This is a genomic window from Actinomadura keratinilytica (assembly GCF_039539665.1).
Taxonomy (GTDB): Bacteria; Actinomycetota; Actinomycetes; order Streptosporangiales; family Streptosporangiaceae; genus Spirillospora; species Spirillospora keratinilytica.
Genome location: NZ_BAABDO010000091.1, coordinates 1 through 15,267, shown reverse-complemented (window position 1 = coordinate 15,267; position 15,267 = coordinate 1). Strand labels below are relative to the sequence as shown.

At 74.6% G+C, this 15,267-nt stretch carries 17 protein-coding genes; 11 read left to right on the top strand and 6 right to left on the bottom strand.

The features are described from left to right. Positions 1-19 precede the first annotated feature (19 nt). The gene (locus ABD879_RS23990; RefSeq protein WP_345023839.1) at positions 20-1,402 is read right to left on the bottom strand and encodes an MFS transporter; all 1,383 of its coding nucleotides are present in this window, start codon (positions 1,400-1,402) and stop codon (positions 20-22) included. 360 nt (positions 1,403-1,762) lie between these two features. Between ABD879_RS23990 and ABD879_RS23985 the strand changes: the two genes are divergently transcribed. Then, the gene (locus ABD879_RS23985) at positions 1,763-2,431 is read left to right on the top strand and encodes a nucleoside triphosphate pyrophosphohydrolase (RefSeq protein ID WP_345023838.1); all 669 of its coding nucleotides are present in this window, start codon (positions 1,763-1,765) and stop codon (positions 2,429-2,431) included. 189 nt (positions 2,432-2,620) lie between these two features. Here ABD879_RS23985 and ABD879_RS23980 read toward each other — a convergent pair whose 3' ends face one another. Together ABD879_RS23980 and ABD879_RS23975 are read right to left on the bottom strand one after the other, a co-directional pair. Continuing rightward, the gene (locus tag ABD879_RS23980) at positions 2,621-3,280 is read right to left on the bottom strand and encodes a response regulator (protein WP_345023837.1); all 660 of its coding nucleotides are present in this window, start codon (positions 3,278-3,280) and stop codon (positions 2,621-2,623) included. Further along, positions 3,277-4,458 (bottom strand): sensor histidine kinase, encoded by a 1,182-nt coding sequence (locus ABD879_RS23975; protein WP_345023835.1) that lies wholly within the window; start codon positions 4,456-4,458, stop codon positions 3,277-3,279. The genes ABD879_RS23980 and ABD879_RS23975 overlap by 4 nt, the downstream gene beginning before the upstream one ends. A 167-nt stretch (positions 4,459-4,625) precedes the next feature. On the opposite strand from ABD879_RS23975, the gene ABD879_RS23970 reads away from it, so the two are divergent. From ABD879_RS23970 to ABD879_RS23960, 3 genes are read left to right on the top strand one after another with little or no spacing between them, the layout of a single operon-like run. Beyond that, positions 4,626-5,528, top strand: a complete 903-nt coding sequence (locus tag ABD879_RS23970; RefSeq protein ID WP_345023833.1) for an ABC transporter ATP-binding protein — start codon at positions 4,626-4,628, stop codon at positions 5,526-5,528. Beyond that, positions 5,525-6,292: an ABC transporter permease gene (locus ABD879_RS23965; protein WP_345023832.1), complete on the top strand. Its 768-nt coding sequence runs from the start codon at positions 5,525-5,527 to the stop codon at positions 6,290-6,292. Before ABD879_RS23970 ends, ABD879_RS23965 begins: the two co-directional genes overlap by 4 nt. Continuing rightward, complete coding sequence (locus ABD879_RS23960) at positions 6,289-7,095, top strand: ABC transporter permease (RefSeq protein ID WP_345023831.1); 807 nt, start codon at positions 6,289-6,291, stop codon at positions 7,093-7,095. Before ABD879_RS23965 ends, ABD879_RS23960 begins: the two co-directional genes overlap by 4 nt. Here ABD879_RS23960 and ABD879_RS23955 read toward each other — a convergent pair. Next, positions 7,092-7,406 (bottom strand): hypothetical protein, encoded by a 315-nt coding sequence (locus ABD879_RS23955; protein WP_345023830.1) that lies wholly within the window; start codon positions 7,404-7,406, stop codon positions 7,092-7,094. The two genes, ABD879_RS23960 and ABD879_RS23955, sit on opposite strands and share 4 nt — an antisense overlap. Before the next feature lie 566 nt (positions 7,407-7,972). Between ABD879_RS23955 and ABD879_RS23950 the strand changes: the two genes are divergently transcribed. Next, complete coding sequence (locus ABD879_RS23950) at positions 7,973-8,839, top strand: helix-turn-helix domain-containing protein (RefSeq protein ID WP_345023849.1); 867 nt, start codon at positions 7,973-7,975, stop codon at positions 8,837-8,839. A 104-nt stretch (positions 8,840-8,943) separates the two neighbouring features. Here the strand turns inward: ABD879_RS23950 and ABD879_RS23945 are convergent, their stop codons facing one another. Then, on the bottom strand, positions 8,944-9,795 hold the full coding sequence (locus tag ABD879_RS23945) for an LLM class F420-dependent oxidoreductase (protein WP_345023829.1): 852 nt from the start codon (positions 9,793-9,795) through the stop codon (positions 8,944-8,946). Between the two features lie 96 nt (positions 9,796-9,891). Then, entirely contained in the window at positions 9,892-10,347 is a 456-nt protein-coding gene (paaI, locus tag ABD879_RS23940) for a hydroxyphenylacetyl-CoA thioesterase PaaI (protein WP_345023828.1), read from the bottom strand. Positions 10,348-10,419: 72 nt separating this feature from the next. On the opposite strand from paaI, the gene ABD879_RS23935 reads away from it, so the two are divergent. The 6 genes from ABD879_RS23935 to ABD879_RS23910 form a co-directional block, all read left to right on the top strand. Beyond that, the gene (locus ABD879_RS23935) at positions 10,420-10,821 is read left to right on the top strand and encodes a nitroreductase family deazaflavin-dependent oxidoreductase (RefSeq protein WP_345023827.1); all 402 of its coding nucleotides are present in this window, start codon (positions 10,420-10,422) and stop codon (positions 10,819-10,821) included. 115 nt (positions 10,822-10,936) lie between these two features. Continuing rightward, a complete protein-coding gene (locus tag ABD879_RS23930; RefSeq protein ID WP_345023826.1) occupies positions 10,937-11,992 on the top strand; it encodes a phosphotransferase enzyme family protein in 1,056 nt (351 codons plus the stop codon). 56 nt (positions 11,993-12,048) lie between these two features. Further along, the gene (locus tag ABD879_RS23925; RefSeq protein WP_345023825.1) at positions 12,049-12,645 is read left to right on the top strand and encodes a TetR/AcrR family transcriptional regulator; all 597 of its coding nucleotides are present in this window, start codon (positions 12,049-12,051) and stop codon (positions 12,643-12,645) included. A 38-nt stretch (positions 12,646-12,683) separates the two neighbouring features. Beyond that, the gene (locus ABD879_RS23920) at positions 12,684-13,550 is read left to right on the top strand and encodes an NAD(P)-dependent oxidoreductase (protein ID WP_345023824.1); all 867 of its coding nucleotides are present in this window, start codon (positions 12,684-12,686) and stop codon (positions 13,548-13,550) included. A 149-nt stretch (positions 13,551-13,699) separates the two neighbouring features. After that, the gene (locus ABD879_RS23915; RefSeq protein ID WP_345023823.1) at positions 13,700-14,326 is read left to right on the top strand and encodes a class I SAM-dependent methyltransferase; all 627 of its coding nucleotides are present in this window, start codon (positions 13,700-13,702) and stop codon (positions 14,324-14,326) included. Between the two features lie 81 nt (positions 14,327-14,407). Next, positions 14,408-15,267: hypothetical protein (locus ABD879_RS23910; protein ID WP_345023822.1), on the top strand; the 860-nt coding region annotated here is incomplete at its 3' end.

Here is a 15,267-nt window from a genome sequence, read left to right as displayed (position 1 = left end):
AGCCCGGCAGTGCGGAGCGTCAGGCGGCGGGGCGGCTCACAGGGTGGCGGTGCGCGCGAAGGTCGTCGAGCCGTTGGGCGGTCAGGTCGTAGCGCGCGGTCAGGGCGATGGAGGCGGCCGTCAGCACCACCGGCAGGAGGGTGCCGCCGAACAGGATGGCGTCGACGGCGCTGTCGGGCTGGGCCACCGGCTTGTCGGGGTCGGAAGAGATGAACCCGGCGGCGCCCAGCAGCCAGCCGAACACCATCGCGCCGAGTGCCATCGTGACGGTTTCGAGGGCGGTCCACAGTCCGGTGAACACCCCGGCGCGGTTTGCGCCGGACCGCAGTTCGTCGTAGACGAGGGTGTCGGCCAGCATGGAGAACTGCAGCAGTTGCAGGCCCGCGTATCCGACGCCGACCAGCATCGTGCTCAGGTGCGCGTACGCCGCGCCGAACGCCGGGGTCAGCGTCAGGCACGCGCCGCCCAGCAGGAACAGCCCGGCGGCGACGACCATGGCGCCGCGCTTGCCGTACCGGCGCGACACCGCCACCCAGCCGGGCATCACCAGCACCATCGGGCCGATGAGCGCCAGGAAGATCGTGGTGATCGCGCCGGTGTCGGCCAGGATGTAGGACGCGAAGTACGGCGCGCTCGCCAGCATGATCCCGGCGGCCAGCATCTGGGCGCAGCCGAGGCAGGCCAGCAGGACGAACGGCCGGTTCCCGCGCGCCGCGGCCAGCTGCCGCCGGAGGGTGGCGTGCGCCGCGGGGCGGTCCGGCCCGCATCGGACGATGCGGGGCGCCCGGGCCGTGCCGAAATACGCGCCGAGCAGCCCGGCGAGCATCACCGCGCCGATGACCAGGCCCATCAGCCGGTAGCCCGGGATCGTCGGGTCGCCGCCCCGCGAGTTCACCAGCAGCGGGGCCAGGCCGCCCGACAGCAGGATCGCCACGCCGAGGAAGGCCATCCGCCAGGTGAGCAGCACCGACTGCTCGTGGTAGTCGTCGGTCATCTCCGCCGGCATGGCCTTGTACGGGACCTCGAACAGCGCGTAGGCGGTGGCGGCGAGCACGAACCATCCGCCGACGTACAGGGCGGCGGGCACCCCGCGCAGCGAGGTCCCGGCGAACATCAGCGCGAACAGCGGGGGCAGCGTGAGGGCGCCCGCCAGCAGCCAGGGCCGCCGCGCGCCGTGCCGCGACACCGTGCGGTCGGACCACCGTCCCACCAGCGGGTTGATCAGCAGGTCCCATGCCTTGGGCACGAACACGGCGACCCCGGCGACTCCGGCGGGCACGTCGAGCACGTTGGTGAGGTAGTAGAGCAGGAGCAGGCCGGGGACGGTGCTGAACGTGCCCGTGCCGAAGGAGCCGATCCCATAGCCGATGCGCAGCGAACGCGGCAGCGGAGCCGAACGCATTGGCCCATTAGAACGTGTTCCACCGCACTGATCAATGCGCTCATCCGCGGCCGGTCACAGCCGACCCGCCACGATGACGCGGCCACCGCCCCCGGGTTCGACGGTTCTTTCGGCGCAGCAACACGGCCAGTTCCGGCCGGTCACGGCGTACCGCGTGTCGGCAGGCGACGGCATCGGCCGGTCGGGGCCCGTCGGCAGCGGCTCCCCTGCGCCAGCCTGGGGCGGCTCGGCGAGCGCCGGACCGCCACGGCAGTGTGGCCACGCCCGGGGTCGACGTCTCCCGCGGCGGCCGACGTGGGGGAGCCGCGTGCTCTGCTGGATCACGCCGCCGCGCGCAACGGGCGGCTAACGTCGTCTGCCATGGAGAGCGAGGGAGTACCGGGGGCGCTCGGCCGGGTGCTGGACGACATCGCCGACGAACGCGCCGCGCAGGACCGCCGATGGGGCGTGCAGGAGTTTCCCGACGGCACCGGGCCGCAGTACGCCGAGGCGGCCGACCGCGCCAAGCGCGACTGCGCGGAGGCGTGGACGCGGGGAGAGCTGACCTGGCGGCACGTGCTGACCGAGGAGTTCTACGAGGCGCTCGCCGAGTCCGATCCCGCCGCGCTCCGCGAGGAACTGATCCAGACGGCCGCCGTCGCGGTGAAGTGGGTGCAGTCCCTGGACCGCCGCCACGGCGCCGCGTCCCGCCCCGACGGCAGCGGCGGCGCACGCGCCGAGAAGCTGGTCCGCGACCGCATCCCCGGCATCATCCGGGCCGACGGCCGCGAACCGGACGTGCGCGTCGCCGCAGACCCGGAGTACGCGGCGATGCTGCGGGCGAAGTTGTACGAGGAGGCCGGCGAATACGTCGCGAGCGGAGACCCGGAGGAACTCGCCGACCTGCTGGAGGTCGTCCATGCGCTGGCGGCTCTGCACGGCCTCGACCCGGAGGAGCTCGAACGGCGGCGCGCGGCCAAAGCGGCCGAACGCGGCGGGTTCGCCGACCGCATCGTTCTGCGGCTGCCGCCCGCCAGTCGGCAGCGATGATGCCGCCGCCACCGCTCCGGGCGCCCCTCCCACCCCCGTCTCATAGGCGACCTTGACCAACTGGGCCCGGTCGCACGCGTGCGGCGCGGTCGGGCTCGCGGGCCGCAACGGTCTGCGGTCGCCTTCCGTCGCGCAGCGATGATGCGCAACCACCGGTCCGGGTGTCCCGGGACAGCGCACGCCGCTGCTTCAGGAGCGGGGGCGGACGACGCCCGTCTCGTAGGCGACGATGACGAGCTGGGCGCGGTCGCGCGCGTGCAGTTTGGCCAGCAGGTGCCCGATGTGGGTCTTGACGGTGGCCAGGCTGACCCGCAGGTGGTCGGCGATCTCGGTATTGGACAGGCCGCGCGCGACCAGTTCCAGCACCTCCAGCTCGCGCGGGGTCACCCCGTCCAGCTCGCGGGCCACCGGGCGGGACGGCTCGGGGCGGCGGACGAACTCGGCGATCAGCCGCCGGGTGACGGCCGGGGCGAGCAGCGCCTCCCCCGCCGCGACGACGCGGACGGCCGCCAGCAGGTCGGCGGGCGGGGTGTCCTTGAGCAGGAAGCCGCTGGCGCCCGCGCGCAGCGCCGCGTAGACGTAGGCGTCCAGGTCGAACGTGGTGAGGATGAGCACCCGCACGTCCGAGGCGGCGCAGATGCGGCGGGTGGCCTCGATGCCGTCCATCTCGGGCATCCGCACGTCCATCAGCACCACGTCGGGCCGTTCGCGGGCCGCCAGCTCGACGGCCTCGGCGCCCGTCCCGGCCTCGCCGACGGCGACCATGCCGGGCGCGGTGTCGACCAGCAGGCGGAAGCTGCCGCGCACCAGCGCCTGGTCGTCGGCGACCAGCACCCGGATGTCGGTCATCGGCTCCCCACGTCGTCGTACGGCAGGCGGGCCCGCACCGTGAAACCGCCCTCGGGGCGGGGCCCGGCGGTGAAGTCACCGCCGTACATCATGGCGCGTTCCCGCATGCCGATCAGTCCGTGCCCGGCGCCGGGCGCGGGGTCGCGGGGCAGTGTGCGCGTGCCGGGCCCGTCGTCGGTGACCTCGATGCGCACCTGGCGCCCGTCGGCCTCGACCAGGACGCGGCAGTGCGCCGGGGCGGCGTGCTTGACCACGTTCGTCAGCGCCTCCTGGACGATCCGGTACGCCGACAGCGCGACGCCCTCGGGCAGCTCCCCCACCTTCAGTTCCAGGTCGACGCGCACGCCCGCCAGCGCCGCCCGTTCCACCAGTCCCGCCAGCCCGGCCAGGCCCGGAGCGGGCGCGAGCTCGGCGTCGGCCGGGCCGCCGGTGCGCAGCACCCCGAGCAGCTGGCGCATCTCCGCGAGGGCGCCGCGGCTGGCGGACTCGATGACGCGCAGCGCGTCGCGGGCCTCCTCGGGCCGCTCCGCGGCGACGTGGTTGGCCACCCCCGCCTTGACGGCGATCAGGCTCATGCTGTGGGCGACGACGTCGTGCAGCTCGCGCGCGATCCGCAGCCGCTCCTCGGCGACCGCCTGTTCGGCCAGCCGCGCCGCCGACTGCTCGGCCTGCGCGCGCCGCTCCCGCACCGCCCGCCCCAGCGTCCACGCCCCGCCGAGGACGGCCAGGGCGAGCATGGCGTCGCGGAGGCGTTCGGCGTGCCAGTCGCGCGGCCCGATGAGGGCGAAGACGAGCAGCGTCAGGCCGCTGAACGCGCCGATCGCGGCGGTGGGGATCCAGCGGCGCCGCGGCTGGACGAGCGCGGCCGCGTACAGCGCGTACGCGGCGGCGGCGAACGACAGGGTCGGCAGACCGGCGAGCAGCGCGACGACCGTCAGGGCCAGGACCAGCGCGAACACCGCGACGGGCCAGAGGCGGCGGACGGCGAGCGGCAGTCCCGTGCCGGCGATGACGAGCGATTCGGCCGGGCCGGGCGGCACGGCCTCGCCAGGGGCGCCGGCACTGGCCGTCCCCAGCAGGATCAGCGTGTACGCGACGGCGAACGCGGCGTCCAACGCGATGAGCTGACGGCGGTCCAGCCGTCTGGTCAGCAGGGCACGCAACTCCGATTCCGCCACGTGCCGACCGTAACGGCGCCGACGCCCGATCGCCTCCGGCCACGGCATGTCATCCCTGGGGAGGACAAGCGCGCGCGGGGCCGAGCGCCCTCACCCTCTGGGCGCAGGCGTGTTTTCGGCTCGTGCTCCGATGTCTGACCGTGCCGTGATACGCGACCGTTGGCGGCATGATCGAAGTACGTGAGCTGACGAAACGCTACGGCCCGACCACGGCCGTGGACGGGCTGTCGTTCCAGGTCTTTCGTGGCACCGTGACGGGGTTCCTGGGGCCGAACGGCGCGGGCAAGTCCACGACCATGCGCGTGCTGCTCGGCCTGGCGGCGCCCACCTCAGGCGCGGCTCTGGTCAACGGCAGACGCTACGCCGAGCTGCGCCGTCCCCTGTGCGAGGTGGGGTCGCTGCTGGACGCGACGGCCGTGCACGGCGGCCGCACCGCCTACGACCACCTGCGCTGGCTGGCGCGCAGCAACGGCATCGGCGTGCGCCGTGTGGCGGAGCTGCTGGAACAGGTCGGCCTGGCGGGGGTGGCGCGCAAGCGCGTCGGCGGCTTCTCCCTGGGCATGAAGCAGCGGCTGGGCATCGCGGCGGCACTGCTGGGCGACCCCGGCGTACTGGTGCTGGACGAGCCCGTCAACGGCCTGGATCCGGACGGCGTGCGCTGGATCCGCCGGCTGCTGCGCGCGCTCGCCGGCGAAGGGCGGGCCGTGCTGGTCTCCAGCCATCTCATGAGCGAGATGGAGATGACCGCCGACCGCCTCGTCATCGTCGACCGGGGGCGCCTCATCGCCGACACCTCCGTCGAGGAGCTGGCCGCGCGGTTCCAGCGCGGCGTCCTCGTCCGGTCGCCGCGGCAGGGCGAGCTCGTGGGCGCGCTGACGGCGGCGGGCGCGAGCGTGGACACGCTGCCCGACGGCGGGCTGTCGGTGAGCGGACTGGACGTCGCCCGCATCGGCGAGCTGGCCGCCGCCCAGGGGATCCCGCTGCACGAGGTGAGGCCGCTCGGCGCCTCCCTGGAGGAGGCGTACCTGCGACTGACCGGCGGGGACGCGGCCGAGGGGGCGCGGCAGTGAGCGGGGCGCTCGCCGCCGAGTGGATCAAGCTGCGGTCCGTCCGCTCCACGTACTACCTGCTCGCCGTGGTCGCGGCGACGCCGCTGGTGGCGGCGCTGGTGGCGTGGAACGGCACGCACGTGTGGGACGCCGGGACCGCGCAGCAGCGCGCGGTCTTGGAGCAGGCCCAGCCGCTGGAGGCGGTGTTCCTGCCGTACGTGCAGCTGTGCGCGGCGGTGCTCGGCGCCATGGCGATCACCTCGGAGTACGCGACGGGGATGATTTGCAGCAGCCTGACGGCCGTGCCGTCGCGGCGCACCGCGCTGGCGGCCAAGGCGGCGGCCGTGGCCGGGCCGGTGCTCGCCGCCGGGCTCGCCGAGGTGTCCGCCACGCACGGCATCGCGCGGCTGGTCGTCGGCGACCGTCCGATGTTCGACTACGACGCGCCGTTTTTGGACTCGGTGCCGCTGCTGCTGTCGCTGGGGCTGTCGGTGGGGGCCATGGCGCTGGTGGGCCTGGGCGTGGGCGCGGCGCTGCGTTCCACGGCCGGCGCCATCGTCACCGTGTGCGGGTTGCTGTTCATGTTGCCCATCGTGGTGGCGTTCCTGCCGTCCCCCTGGGACGGGCGTCTGGCCGGTGTGCTGCTGCCCTACCTCGCCATGCAGCTGGCAGGGGCGGCCGAGGACCCGCTGCTGCCGCCCATGGGGGCCTTCGCGGTCATGGCCGCGTACGTGGTGGCCGCCCTGGGAGCCGGTGCCGTACTGCTTGTGAGGAGGGACGCATGACGAACACGGCCTCCGGAGTCACCGTAGGGAGCGTCCTCGCGGCCGAGTGGCTCAAACTCCGCACGCTGAGATCCACGTTCTGGACGCTTGCGGCGGCGGTCGCGTTCGTCGGGCTTGCCGCCCTGCTCGCCTGGTACTCCGCCCACGTCTGGGACGGCCTCCCCCCGCAGCGGCGGGAGCGGTTCGCGCTGTCCCCGCTGGAGGACGTGACGTCGTGGGCGGTGTCGCTGTGCATGGCCGTCCTGGGCGTGCTGGCCGCCACGTCCGAGCACCGCACCGGCACGATCCGCGCGACGTACATCGCGGTGCCGCGGCGCGGGACGGTGCTGGCGGCCAAGGCCGCCGCGGTGGGCGCGGTGGCGCTGGCCGCCGGACAGGTCACGGTGTTCGGCTCGTTCCTGGCGTCCGCGGCGATCATCGGGGACCGGCCGATCACCGGCCAGCATCTCGTGCTCGCCGACCAGGCGGCGCATCTGCTCGCCGCCGGCCTGTCGGTCGCGGTGTTCGCCCTGCTGGGACTGGCGCTCGGCGTCCTGCTGCGCTCGACGGCCGGCGCGATCGTGGTCGTCGTGCTGCTGTGGCACGTCGTGCCGCTGCTGGTGGCCAACCTGCCCGCGCCCTGGGACCGGCGGATCGGCTCGTTCATGCTCGCCGGCCTGCCCGGCCAGGTGGCCGAGGGGGCCGGCGCGCCGTCGGTCTACGGGGATCTGCTGGCTCCGCCGGCGGCGCTGGCGGTGCTGCTGGCCTACGCGGCGGTGCCGCTGGCCGCCGCCGCGGTCGCGGTCGGCCGCCGCGACGCCTAACCCGCGCGCAGTTGGGCCGTCCGGACGGACAGGCGCCTGCGCAGCAGGTCGATCGCCTCGGCGAGGGCGGGGGCGGCGGCCTGGGCGCGCAGGCGCCCGCCGTCGGTCTCCACGATGGCCTGGGCGAGCGCGGGCCGCGGCAGGGACGGGTCGTCGACCAGGCTCAGGGTGACGCGCACGGACCGGACCCGCTCGTGCGTCCCGGCCAGCGCCTCGCGGACCGCGTCCCTGGCGGCGGCCCGTTCCGCCTCCCCCACCTTTCCCGAGGTCAGGAATGCGGGTTCCGGCAGCTCGTGAGGTGTCGCGTTCATGATCTCTCCCACTGTGCGGCGGTCTGCGCCGAATGGTCGGATCGCCTTCAACAACAAGGACTTGGCGGCCTTTCCCGGAGTTCACCAGGTGAGCCGAGAGCTTCATCACGAGAGCCGCGTCACGAGACCGCCGTCACGAGACCGCCGTCACAGGGGTCCTGCCGCCCGTGCGGCGCCCCGGGGAACCGCCGCCGCCGGGCCGCCGCGCGGCGGGCGGGGCCGTGCCGGTGGGGCCTGATCCGGGCTGCAGAAAAGATGAGATATGGAAATGAAGGTTTTCGGGCCCAACGGCGGGTAAAGCGGCGTACAGTTGGGGTCGACGCTTCACATCGGCACTCCGGTGACGGCCGAGCGGCCCCGGGCGCGCGCGTGCTTCCATGCCGTCACGGCGGCGCAGCCGCGCCGCGTGTTTTCGTGTGCACCCCACAAAGCCCACTCGATCCTCTAGCATGGGGCGCGTATCTCCCGCCCGAGAGCGGGCCCGTCGACTGGCTGGTGACCCCTTGCCCCAGGAAGCAGCTGCCCCCACTCCTCCTCCGGCCGAGGGTGACTCACCCACCGGCCGGCTGATCGACTACCCGCGCCGCGGCGGTCCGACCGTGCTGCGCATCCTGCTCGGCGCGCAGCTGCGCCGGCTCCGGGAGGCCCGCGGCATCTCCACCGAAGAGGCCGGGTACGCGATCCGCGGCTCCCACTCCAAGATCAGCCGCATGGAGCTGGGCCGGGTCGGCTTCAAGGAGCGCGACGTCGCCGACCTGCTCACCCTCTACGGCGTGACCGACCCCGAGGAGCGCGCGCCGCTGCTGGAGCTGGCGCGCGAGGCCAACACGCCGGGCTGGTGGCACCGCTACGGCGACGTGCTGCCCAACTGGTTCGAGCCCTACCTGGGGCTGGAGGAGGCGGCCTCGCTGATCCGCGCCTACGAGGTGCAGTTCGTGCCGGGGCTGCTGCAGTCGGAGGAGTACGCCCGCTCGGTGGTGCTGCTCGGCCACTCCGACGCCGCCGAGGAGGAGGTCGAGCGCCGCGTCCAGGTGCGGCTCACGCGCCAGCAGCGGTTCACCGAGCCGGGCGCGCCCACGCTGTGGGCGGTGCTGGACGAATCGGTGCTGCGCCGCCGCATCGGCAGCCGCGAGGTGATGCGCGGCCAGATCGAGCACCTCATCGAGATGTGCGAGCTGCCGAACGTCACCCTGCAGATCGTCCCGTTCGGCGCGGGCGGGCACACCGCGGTGGGCGGCCCGTTCACGATCCTGCGGTTCGCCGAGCCCGGCCTGTCGGACGTGGTGTTCATCGAGCAGCTCACCAGCGCCCTCTACCTGGACAAGCCGACCGACGTCGACACCTACATGCGCACGATGAACAACCTGTGCGTGACGGCCCACCGCCCCGACGAGACGGCGACGTTCCTCACCAAGGTCCTGCGCGAGACCTGACCGCGTGAGCCCCGGCCGCGGTAGGACCCGGCCGCGTCGAGGCCCGGCGTCCCGGGGCGCCCGGAACCGCCAGGCCCTCGACGGGCCGGGGCGGCAGCCCCGCGTCAGGAGATCTCGTTCAGCACGGCCAGCTCGCGCCACTCGCGGGTCGGCAGGCCCTGCCGCGCGGTGATGACCTGGACGGCGACATGGTCGGCGCCCGCGGCGAAGTGCTCGTCGACCCGCCGCACCGCCGCGTCGACGCCGCCCAGCGCGAACGTCGCGTCCAGCAGCCGGTCGCTGCCGCCGTCGGCGAAGTCCTCCTCGGCGAACCCCAGCCGCAGCAGGTTGCCGGTGTAGTTGGGCAGCCGCAGGTACCGCTCCAGGTGGGCGCGGGCGGCGGCGCGGGCGCGGGACGGGTCGTCCTCCAGCACCACCTTGACCTCGGGCGCCAGCACGGGGCCGGGGCCCAAGATCTCCCGCGCGCTGCGGGTGTGCTCCACCGTGACCAGGTACGGGTGGGCGCCCGCCGCGCGGTCGCGGGACGCGGCCAGCATCCGCGGGCCGAGCGCCGCCAGCACCCGCTGGGCGGCGGGCGATCCGGCGGCGTCCAACCGGTCCAGGTAGTCGATCATCTTGGTGTAGGGCCGCTGGTACCTGTCCCCGATCGTGGGCCCGTGGCTGGCGCCCAGGCCCAGCACGAACCGGCCCGGGTGGTCCTTGGCGAGCAGGGTCTGCTCCTCGGCCACCCGCTCGGGCTCGTACTCCCAGATGTTGAGGATGCCCGTGGCCACCACCAGGCGGGACGTGGCCTCCAGCAGCGGCCTGGCGTGGTGGACCCCGGGGTTGCCGCCCAGCCAGACGGCGCCGTACCCGAGTTCCTCCAGTTCGGCCGCGGCCTCCGCGATCCGCGGACGCGCCGCGGGCTCGTCCGACCGCAGTTCGATGCTCCAGATGCCCACCCGGCCGAGTTCCATGGCCACCTCCATGCCGTCACGGCGTCGCTTGATCGGTACCGGCCACGACAGCCGCGGCGGCACCGGCCGCATTCCGCGCCGCGCGTCCCGGCGCCGTCAGCCCCGCGGTCCGTCCGGCTCCGCCTCGGCGATCACCTTCTCGTTCCTGCTGCGGCTCCTACCCCGGAACTCGGCGATGACGACCCCGTCGCCCACCCGGCGCACGGTGACGTCGTAGACGCCGTTGCGGCCGTAGCGGACGCGTTCGACCGCCTCCGCCTCCAGCACGTCGCCGGCGCGGGCGGGCGCCACGAAGGTCACGTCGGCGGCGGCCGCGACGGTGACGGCATCGTGGGTGTTGCAGGCGTAGGCGAACGCCGTGTCGGCGAGCAGGAACACGTAGCCGCCGTGGGCGATGCCGAACCCGTTGACCATCACGCCGGTGACGGTCATCCGCACCCGCGCCCGCCCCGGCGCGACCTCGGTGATCTCCATGCCGAGGTGCCGTGTCGCCTCGTCCCGCTCGTACATCGCCTTGGCGCATCGCCGCGCCGTGTCCGCCGCATCGCTCATCCGCCCAGCGTATTGTTCCGCACCGGCCGGGTAAGGATCTTCGATGATCCACCGTCGACCGAGAGGAGACCCATGCTGTTCGGCAAGGAGCACGTCAAGCGGTACCAGGAGACCGACGGGGCCGAGGGGCACGACTGGCAGGGCACGGTCACCCTGCTGCTCACCACCAAGGGGCGCCGTACGGGCCGCGAGCACACGACGCCGCTCATCTACCAGAAGGCCGGGGACGACTACGTCGTCGTCGCGTCCAAGGGCGGCGCGCCCGAGCATCCGCAGTGGTACCTGAACCTGCAGGCCGACCCCGAGGTGAAGGTGCAGGTCAAGGGCGACAGGTTCACCGCGCGGGCGCGGACCGCCACCGCCGAGGAGAAGCCGGGGCTGTGGCGGACGATGGTGGCCGCCTGGCCCGACTACGAGGAGTACCAGCGCAAGACCGACCGCGACATCCCCGTGGTCGTCCTGGAACGCCGCTGAGACGGCAGCGGGCGGCGCCGGGCGCGCCGCGGCCGCCTGTTCCGCTTCCGCCGCACCGGGCGGACGTGTAGCGTCGGCACGTGAACATCCGTTCGAGGGCCACCGAGGTGCTGGGGTGCCGACGTCACAGAGCGCTTGCGACACCGAGCTTCCACCGCGGCTGCTGAAGCGATGGCCGATCGGCGCGCCCGCCGGGGCGCCGACACCGGTGGCCGAGCGGCCCGGCCGGAGGCGCTGGCGGGTGGACACCGCCGACGGGGCCTACCTGCTCACCGGGTACACCGGCGCCGACCGGCGCGCGCTGCTGTTCCAGCACGCGGTCACAACGGGGCTGGACGCGGCGGGGCTGCCCGTCCTTGCGCCGGTGCCCGCGCGCGGCGGCCGCACGCTCGTCACCTCGGCCGGAACCGCGTACGCGCTGCATCCGTGGGTGGCGGGGCGGCGGCGCGGCGGGCTGGAGCTGACGTTCGTCCAGTGCGAACGGCTGGGCGAGCTGCTGGGCGCCCTGCACGCCGAGCTCGACCGGCTCACCGCGCCGGTGCAGCAGAGCATGCTGGTCCCCACGCCGCGCGCCGCCGACGCGATCGCCGCGGTCGACCGGATGCTGGACGCGCTGCCCGGCGACGGCACCGACTTCGACGCGCTCACCGCCCGCCGGCTGCGCGAGCGCCGCGAGCTGCTCACCGAGTTCGCCGACCACCAGCCGCCCGAGATCGAGGTGTGCACGGTGGGGCACCTGCACGGGGCGTTCCACGCCGGGAACCTGCGCTACGGCGGGTCGGGCAACGTGACGGCCGTGCTGGGCTGGGACGCGCTGACCACCGGGCCGGTCGCCGGCGAGGTGGTGCGCGCCGCCGCGTCCCTGTTCGCCCACGACGACGAGCCCGGCCTCGACCTGGACCGGGTGCGCGCGTTCGTCCGCGGCCACCGCGCCGCGTTCCCCCTGGACGCCGGGCAGATCCAGTCGGCGGTGCACCGGGTGTGGTGGGAGCGCCTGTGCGACGTGGCGCCGCTGCGGCAGCGCTACCTGGGCGACGACCGTCCCGGCGACCGCTCCCCCGCGGGTCCGGCCGGGCTGGTCACCTGGTGGTCGGCGCATCTGGACCGCACCCTCGAGCTGTTCGCCGCCCCCTACACCGACGTCTCCGACGAGGCCCCCGCCTACGGGTGATCCGCACATCCGCCCTAACTTGACTGATCGTTACAGAAAACCCTAGGGTCGGCGGCATGGGACGCACCCGCGAGTTCGACGTGGACGCGGCCGTCGCCGACGCGATGGACCTGTTCTGGCGGCGCGGCTACGCGGCGACCTCCATCCAGGACCTGGTGGCGGCCACCGGCGTCGGCCGGGGGTCGCTGTACGCGGCGTTCGGCAGCAAGGACGGGCTGTACGAGGCGGCGCTGCGGCGCTACGCCGAGGAGTCGCTGGGGTGCATGCGGCAGCGGCTGGAGCGCGCCGCGCCGGTCCGCACGGTGCTGCGCGACCTGCTGCTGGAGCTGGTGGACGAGACGGTCGCCGACCCGGAGCGGCGCGGCTGCCTGATGACCAACACCGCCGTGGAGCGCTTGCCGGGCGACCCGCTGGCCGGGCGCGTCGTCGGCCGCGCGCTGGACCTGCTGGCCGAGCTGGTGGAGGCGGCGCTGCGGCGCGGCCGCGAGCGCGGCGAGCTGCCGGCGGACGCCGACGTGACGGCGCTGGCCGACTTCGTGGTCACCACCGTCCAGGGCCTGCGGGTGCAGGGCAAGGCCGGCGCCGACCGGCGGCGCCTGGTCGCCGTGGTCGACACCGCCCTGCGCGCCCTGCCGGCCGCCCCGCCGCAGTGATTTGAACGATCGGTCAAGAATAATCCGGAGAGTGTGTCATGCCTTCTGTCGCCGTGCTGGGCACCGGGATCATGGGAGCGCCGATGGCCCGCAACCTGGCGAGGGCGGGTCTTGAGGTGCGGGTGTGGAACCGCACCCGCTCGCGCGCCGAACCGCTGGCCGAGGACGGCGCGGCCGTCGCCGACTCCCCCGCGCAGGCGGTCGACGGCGCCGACGTCGTCATCACCATGCTCAGCGACGGGGAGGCGGTGCGCGCGGCCATGGCGCAGGCCGCGTCCGCGCTGCGGCCCGGCCAGGTGTGGGCGCAGATGAGCACCGTCGGGGTGAACGCGCTGCGGCCGCTGGCCGACCTGGCCGCCGAGCACGGCGTCACGTTCGTCGACGCGCCGGTGCAGGGCACCAAGCAGCCCGCCGAGCAGGGCAAGCTGATCATCCTGGCGGCCGGCCCGCAGGAGGCGCGCGCGACGCTGGAACCGGTGTTCGGCGCGGTGGGCCAGAAGACGCTGTGGCTGGCCGAGGACGGCGCGGCCGGTGCGGGCACCCGGCTGAAGATGGCGACCGTCAGCTACGCCATCTCGCTGACGGCGGTGCTGGGCGAGGTGCTCGCCCTGGTCAAGGCGCTCGACCTGGACCCGGCGCTGTTCGGCGAGGTCGTCACGGGCGGCCCTCTGGACAGCCTCTACCTGCAGGCCAAGATGAAGTCCATCCTGGCGGGCGACTTCGCGCCCAGCTTCACCGTGGCCAACGCCGAGAAGGACACCCGTCTGATCAGCGAGGCCGCCGCCGCGGCGGGCGTCCGGGTGGACATGAACGAGGCCGCCGGGGAGCGGTTCCGCCGCGCCAAGGCCAACGGCCACGCCGACGACGACATGGTCGGCGCCTACTTCGCCAGCTACCCGGCCTGAGCGGCCGGGAGCGCGCTCGGTCCGGGCGGCACGCGCGCGCCGGGGCGGCGGAAAGGTCCGAGCCCTTCACGGTGATCGTTATCGTGAGGGCTCTGCGAGCCCACGACCGCCGCGCCCGGCCCGCGCGGCCCGCCCCCCCAGGAGGACCCGTGGCCCTTCCGGCGACCCCGGACCCGGTGCAGGACTACTGGAACCACAACACGCACTACCACGACGTGGTGCTGAGCGCGGTGCCGCGCGGCTGCCGCGCGGCCCTCGACGTGGGGTGCGGCGACGGCCTGCTGGTGCGGCGGCTGGCGCCGCGCGCCGAGCACGTCACCGGCGTCGACGCGTCCGCCGAGATGGTCGCCAGGGCGCGGGAGCTGAGCGCGGGCCTGGACAACGTCGAGTTCGTCGAGGCCGACTTCCTGGACTACGACGTGCCGCGCGAGCGCTTCGACTTCGTCTGCAGCGTGGCGGCGATCCACCACATGGACTTCACCGCGGCCCTGACCGCCATGCGCGACGCGCTGCGCCCCGGGGGGAGCCTGGTGGTCGTCAGCCTGGCCAACAACGGCGGGGCGGCGGACCTGCTGTACGACGTCGTGGCCGTGCCGACGCACTACTTCCACCGGTGGCGCAACCGGCACCGCCTCGGGAACCCGGACGCCCCGGTCGCCGACCCCGACATGACGTGGGGCCAGGTGCGGGAGGAGGCGCTGCGGGTGCTGCCGGGCGCGCGGTTCCGCAGGCACGCGCTGTGGCGGTACTCGATCACCTGGCGCAGGCCCCGCTGACGGCTCCCCCGCCGCCACGCCCGACACTCAGATCACTGGAAAACACTGGAACTGTCGGGAAGCTGCGTTAGTCTCAGCCGCATGCCGACGTCACCCGACGCGCTCACCCCCGACGCGCTGGAGGTTCTCATCGCCGAACTGCGCGCCGCGGCCCGGCGCGCCATGGCGGCCGGCGACCGCGTGCGGGCCCGCGCGCTGCGCGCCGAGCTGCGCGGCGCGGAACGCGCCTGGGACGAGGCGGTGCTCGGCGACGGCGGCGTCCCCGCCGACGAGCGCCCGCGGACGGGCGGCGGCGCCGAGCGCGGGCTGCTGCCGGTGCGCGACCAGGTCCACCAGGCCCTCACGCTGCTCGGGGTGCCCGCCGCGCCCAAGCTGATCGGGTCGGTGTACGCGGCGTTCTTCCCCGGCGAGATCCCGGGCGCGCGGCTGACCAGCCTGCGCCGCGACGAGGAGCGCTCCTTCCGCGCCGCCCCGTACGCCCGGCCGTACTACCTGTGCGCCGGGCTCACCGCCGACCTGCTCGCCGCGGCGCGCGGCCTGGTGACGGTGAGCACCTGGCCGCTGGAGCAGCGGATCGTCGGGCCGCTCAGCCCGCGCACCGACTTCCTCACCGCCGCGATGCGCGTCGCCGAGCACGCCGGGCGCGGCGACGCGGCGTCCTCGCCGCAGGTGCGGCGGCTGCTGTGGCGGTTCGCCACCAACATCCCCGGCGCGACCGACGCGCCGGCGACGGGGGTGGTCGGCGCCGTCGACCCGGCGGTGCTGGCCGAGGCGGCACGGGCCGAGCTCGACATCCACGAGGCGGCCGACCGCGACCAGCGCAGCGAGGCCGCCGAACGCGCCCGCGCCCAGCTCGACGAGGCCGAGCTGCTGTTCGGCACCCGCCTGCGGGCGATGCGCACCGCCGCGTCCGCCGCCGGCGGCGTCCCGCCGGCCGCCCC

Bases quoted from the DNA above. Each gene is read 5' to 3' on its own strand.
- ABD879_RS23990 (WP_345023839.1), bottom strand. From the start codon at position 1,402: ATGCGTTCGGCTCCGCTGCCGCGTTCGCTGCGCATCGGCTATGGGATC.
- ABD879_RS23985 (WP_345023838.1), top strand. From the start codon at position 1,763: ATGGAGAGCGAGGGAGTACCGGGGGCGCTCGGCCGGGTGCTGGACGAC.
- ABD879_RS23980 (WP_345023837.1), bottom strand. From the start codon at position 3,280: ATGACCGACATCCGGGTGCTGGTCGCCGACGACCAGGCGCTGGTGCGC.
- ABD879_RS23970 (WP_345023833.1), top strand. From the start codon at position 4,626: ATGATCGAAGTACGTGAGCTGACGAAACGCTACGGCCCGACCACGGCC.
- ABD879_RS23960 (WP_345023831.1), top strand. From the start codon at position 6,289: ATGACGAACACGGCCTCCGGAGTCACCGTAGGGAGCGTCCTCGCGGCC.
- ABD879_RS23955 (WP_345023830.1), bottom strand. From the start codon at position 7,406: ATGAACGCGACACCTCACGAGCTGCCGGAACCCGCATTCCTGACCTCG.
- ABD879_RS23945 (WP_345023829.1), bottom strand. From the start codon at position 9,795: ATGGAACTCGGCCGGGTGGGCATCTGGAGCATCGAACTGCGGTCGGAC.
- paaI (WP_345023828.1), bottom strand. From the start codon at position 10,347: ATGAGCGATGCGGCGGACACGGCGCGGCGATGCGCCAAGGCGATGTAC.
- ABD879_RS23935 (WP_345023827.1), top strand. From the start codon at position 10,420: ATGCTGTTCGGCAAGGAGCACGTCAAGCGGTACCAGGAGACCGACGGG.
- ABD879_RS23925 (WP_345023825.1), top strand. From the start codon at position 12,049: ATGGGACGCACCCGCGAGTTCGACGTGGACGCGGCCGTCGCCGACGCG.
- ABD879_RS23920 (WP_345023824.1), top strand. From the start codon at position 12,684: ATGCCTTCTGTCGCCGTGCTGGGCACCGGGATCATGGGAGCGCCGATG.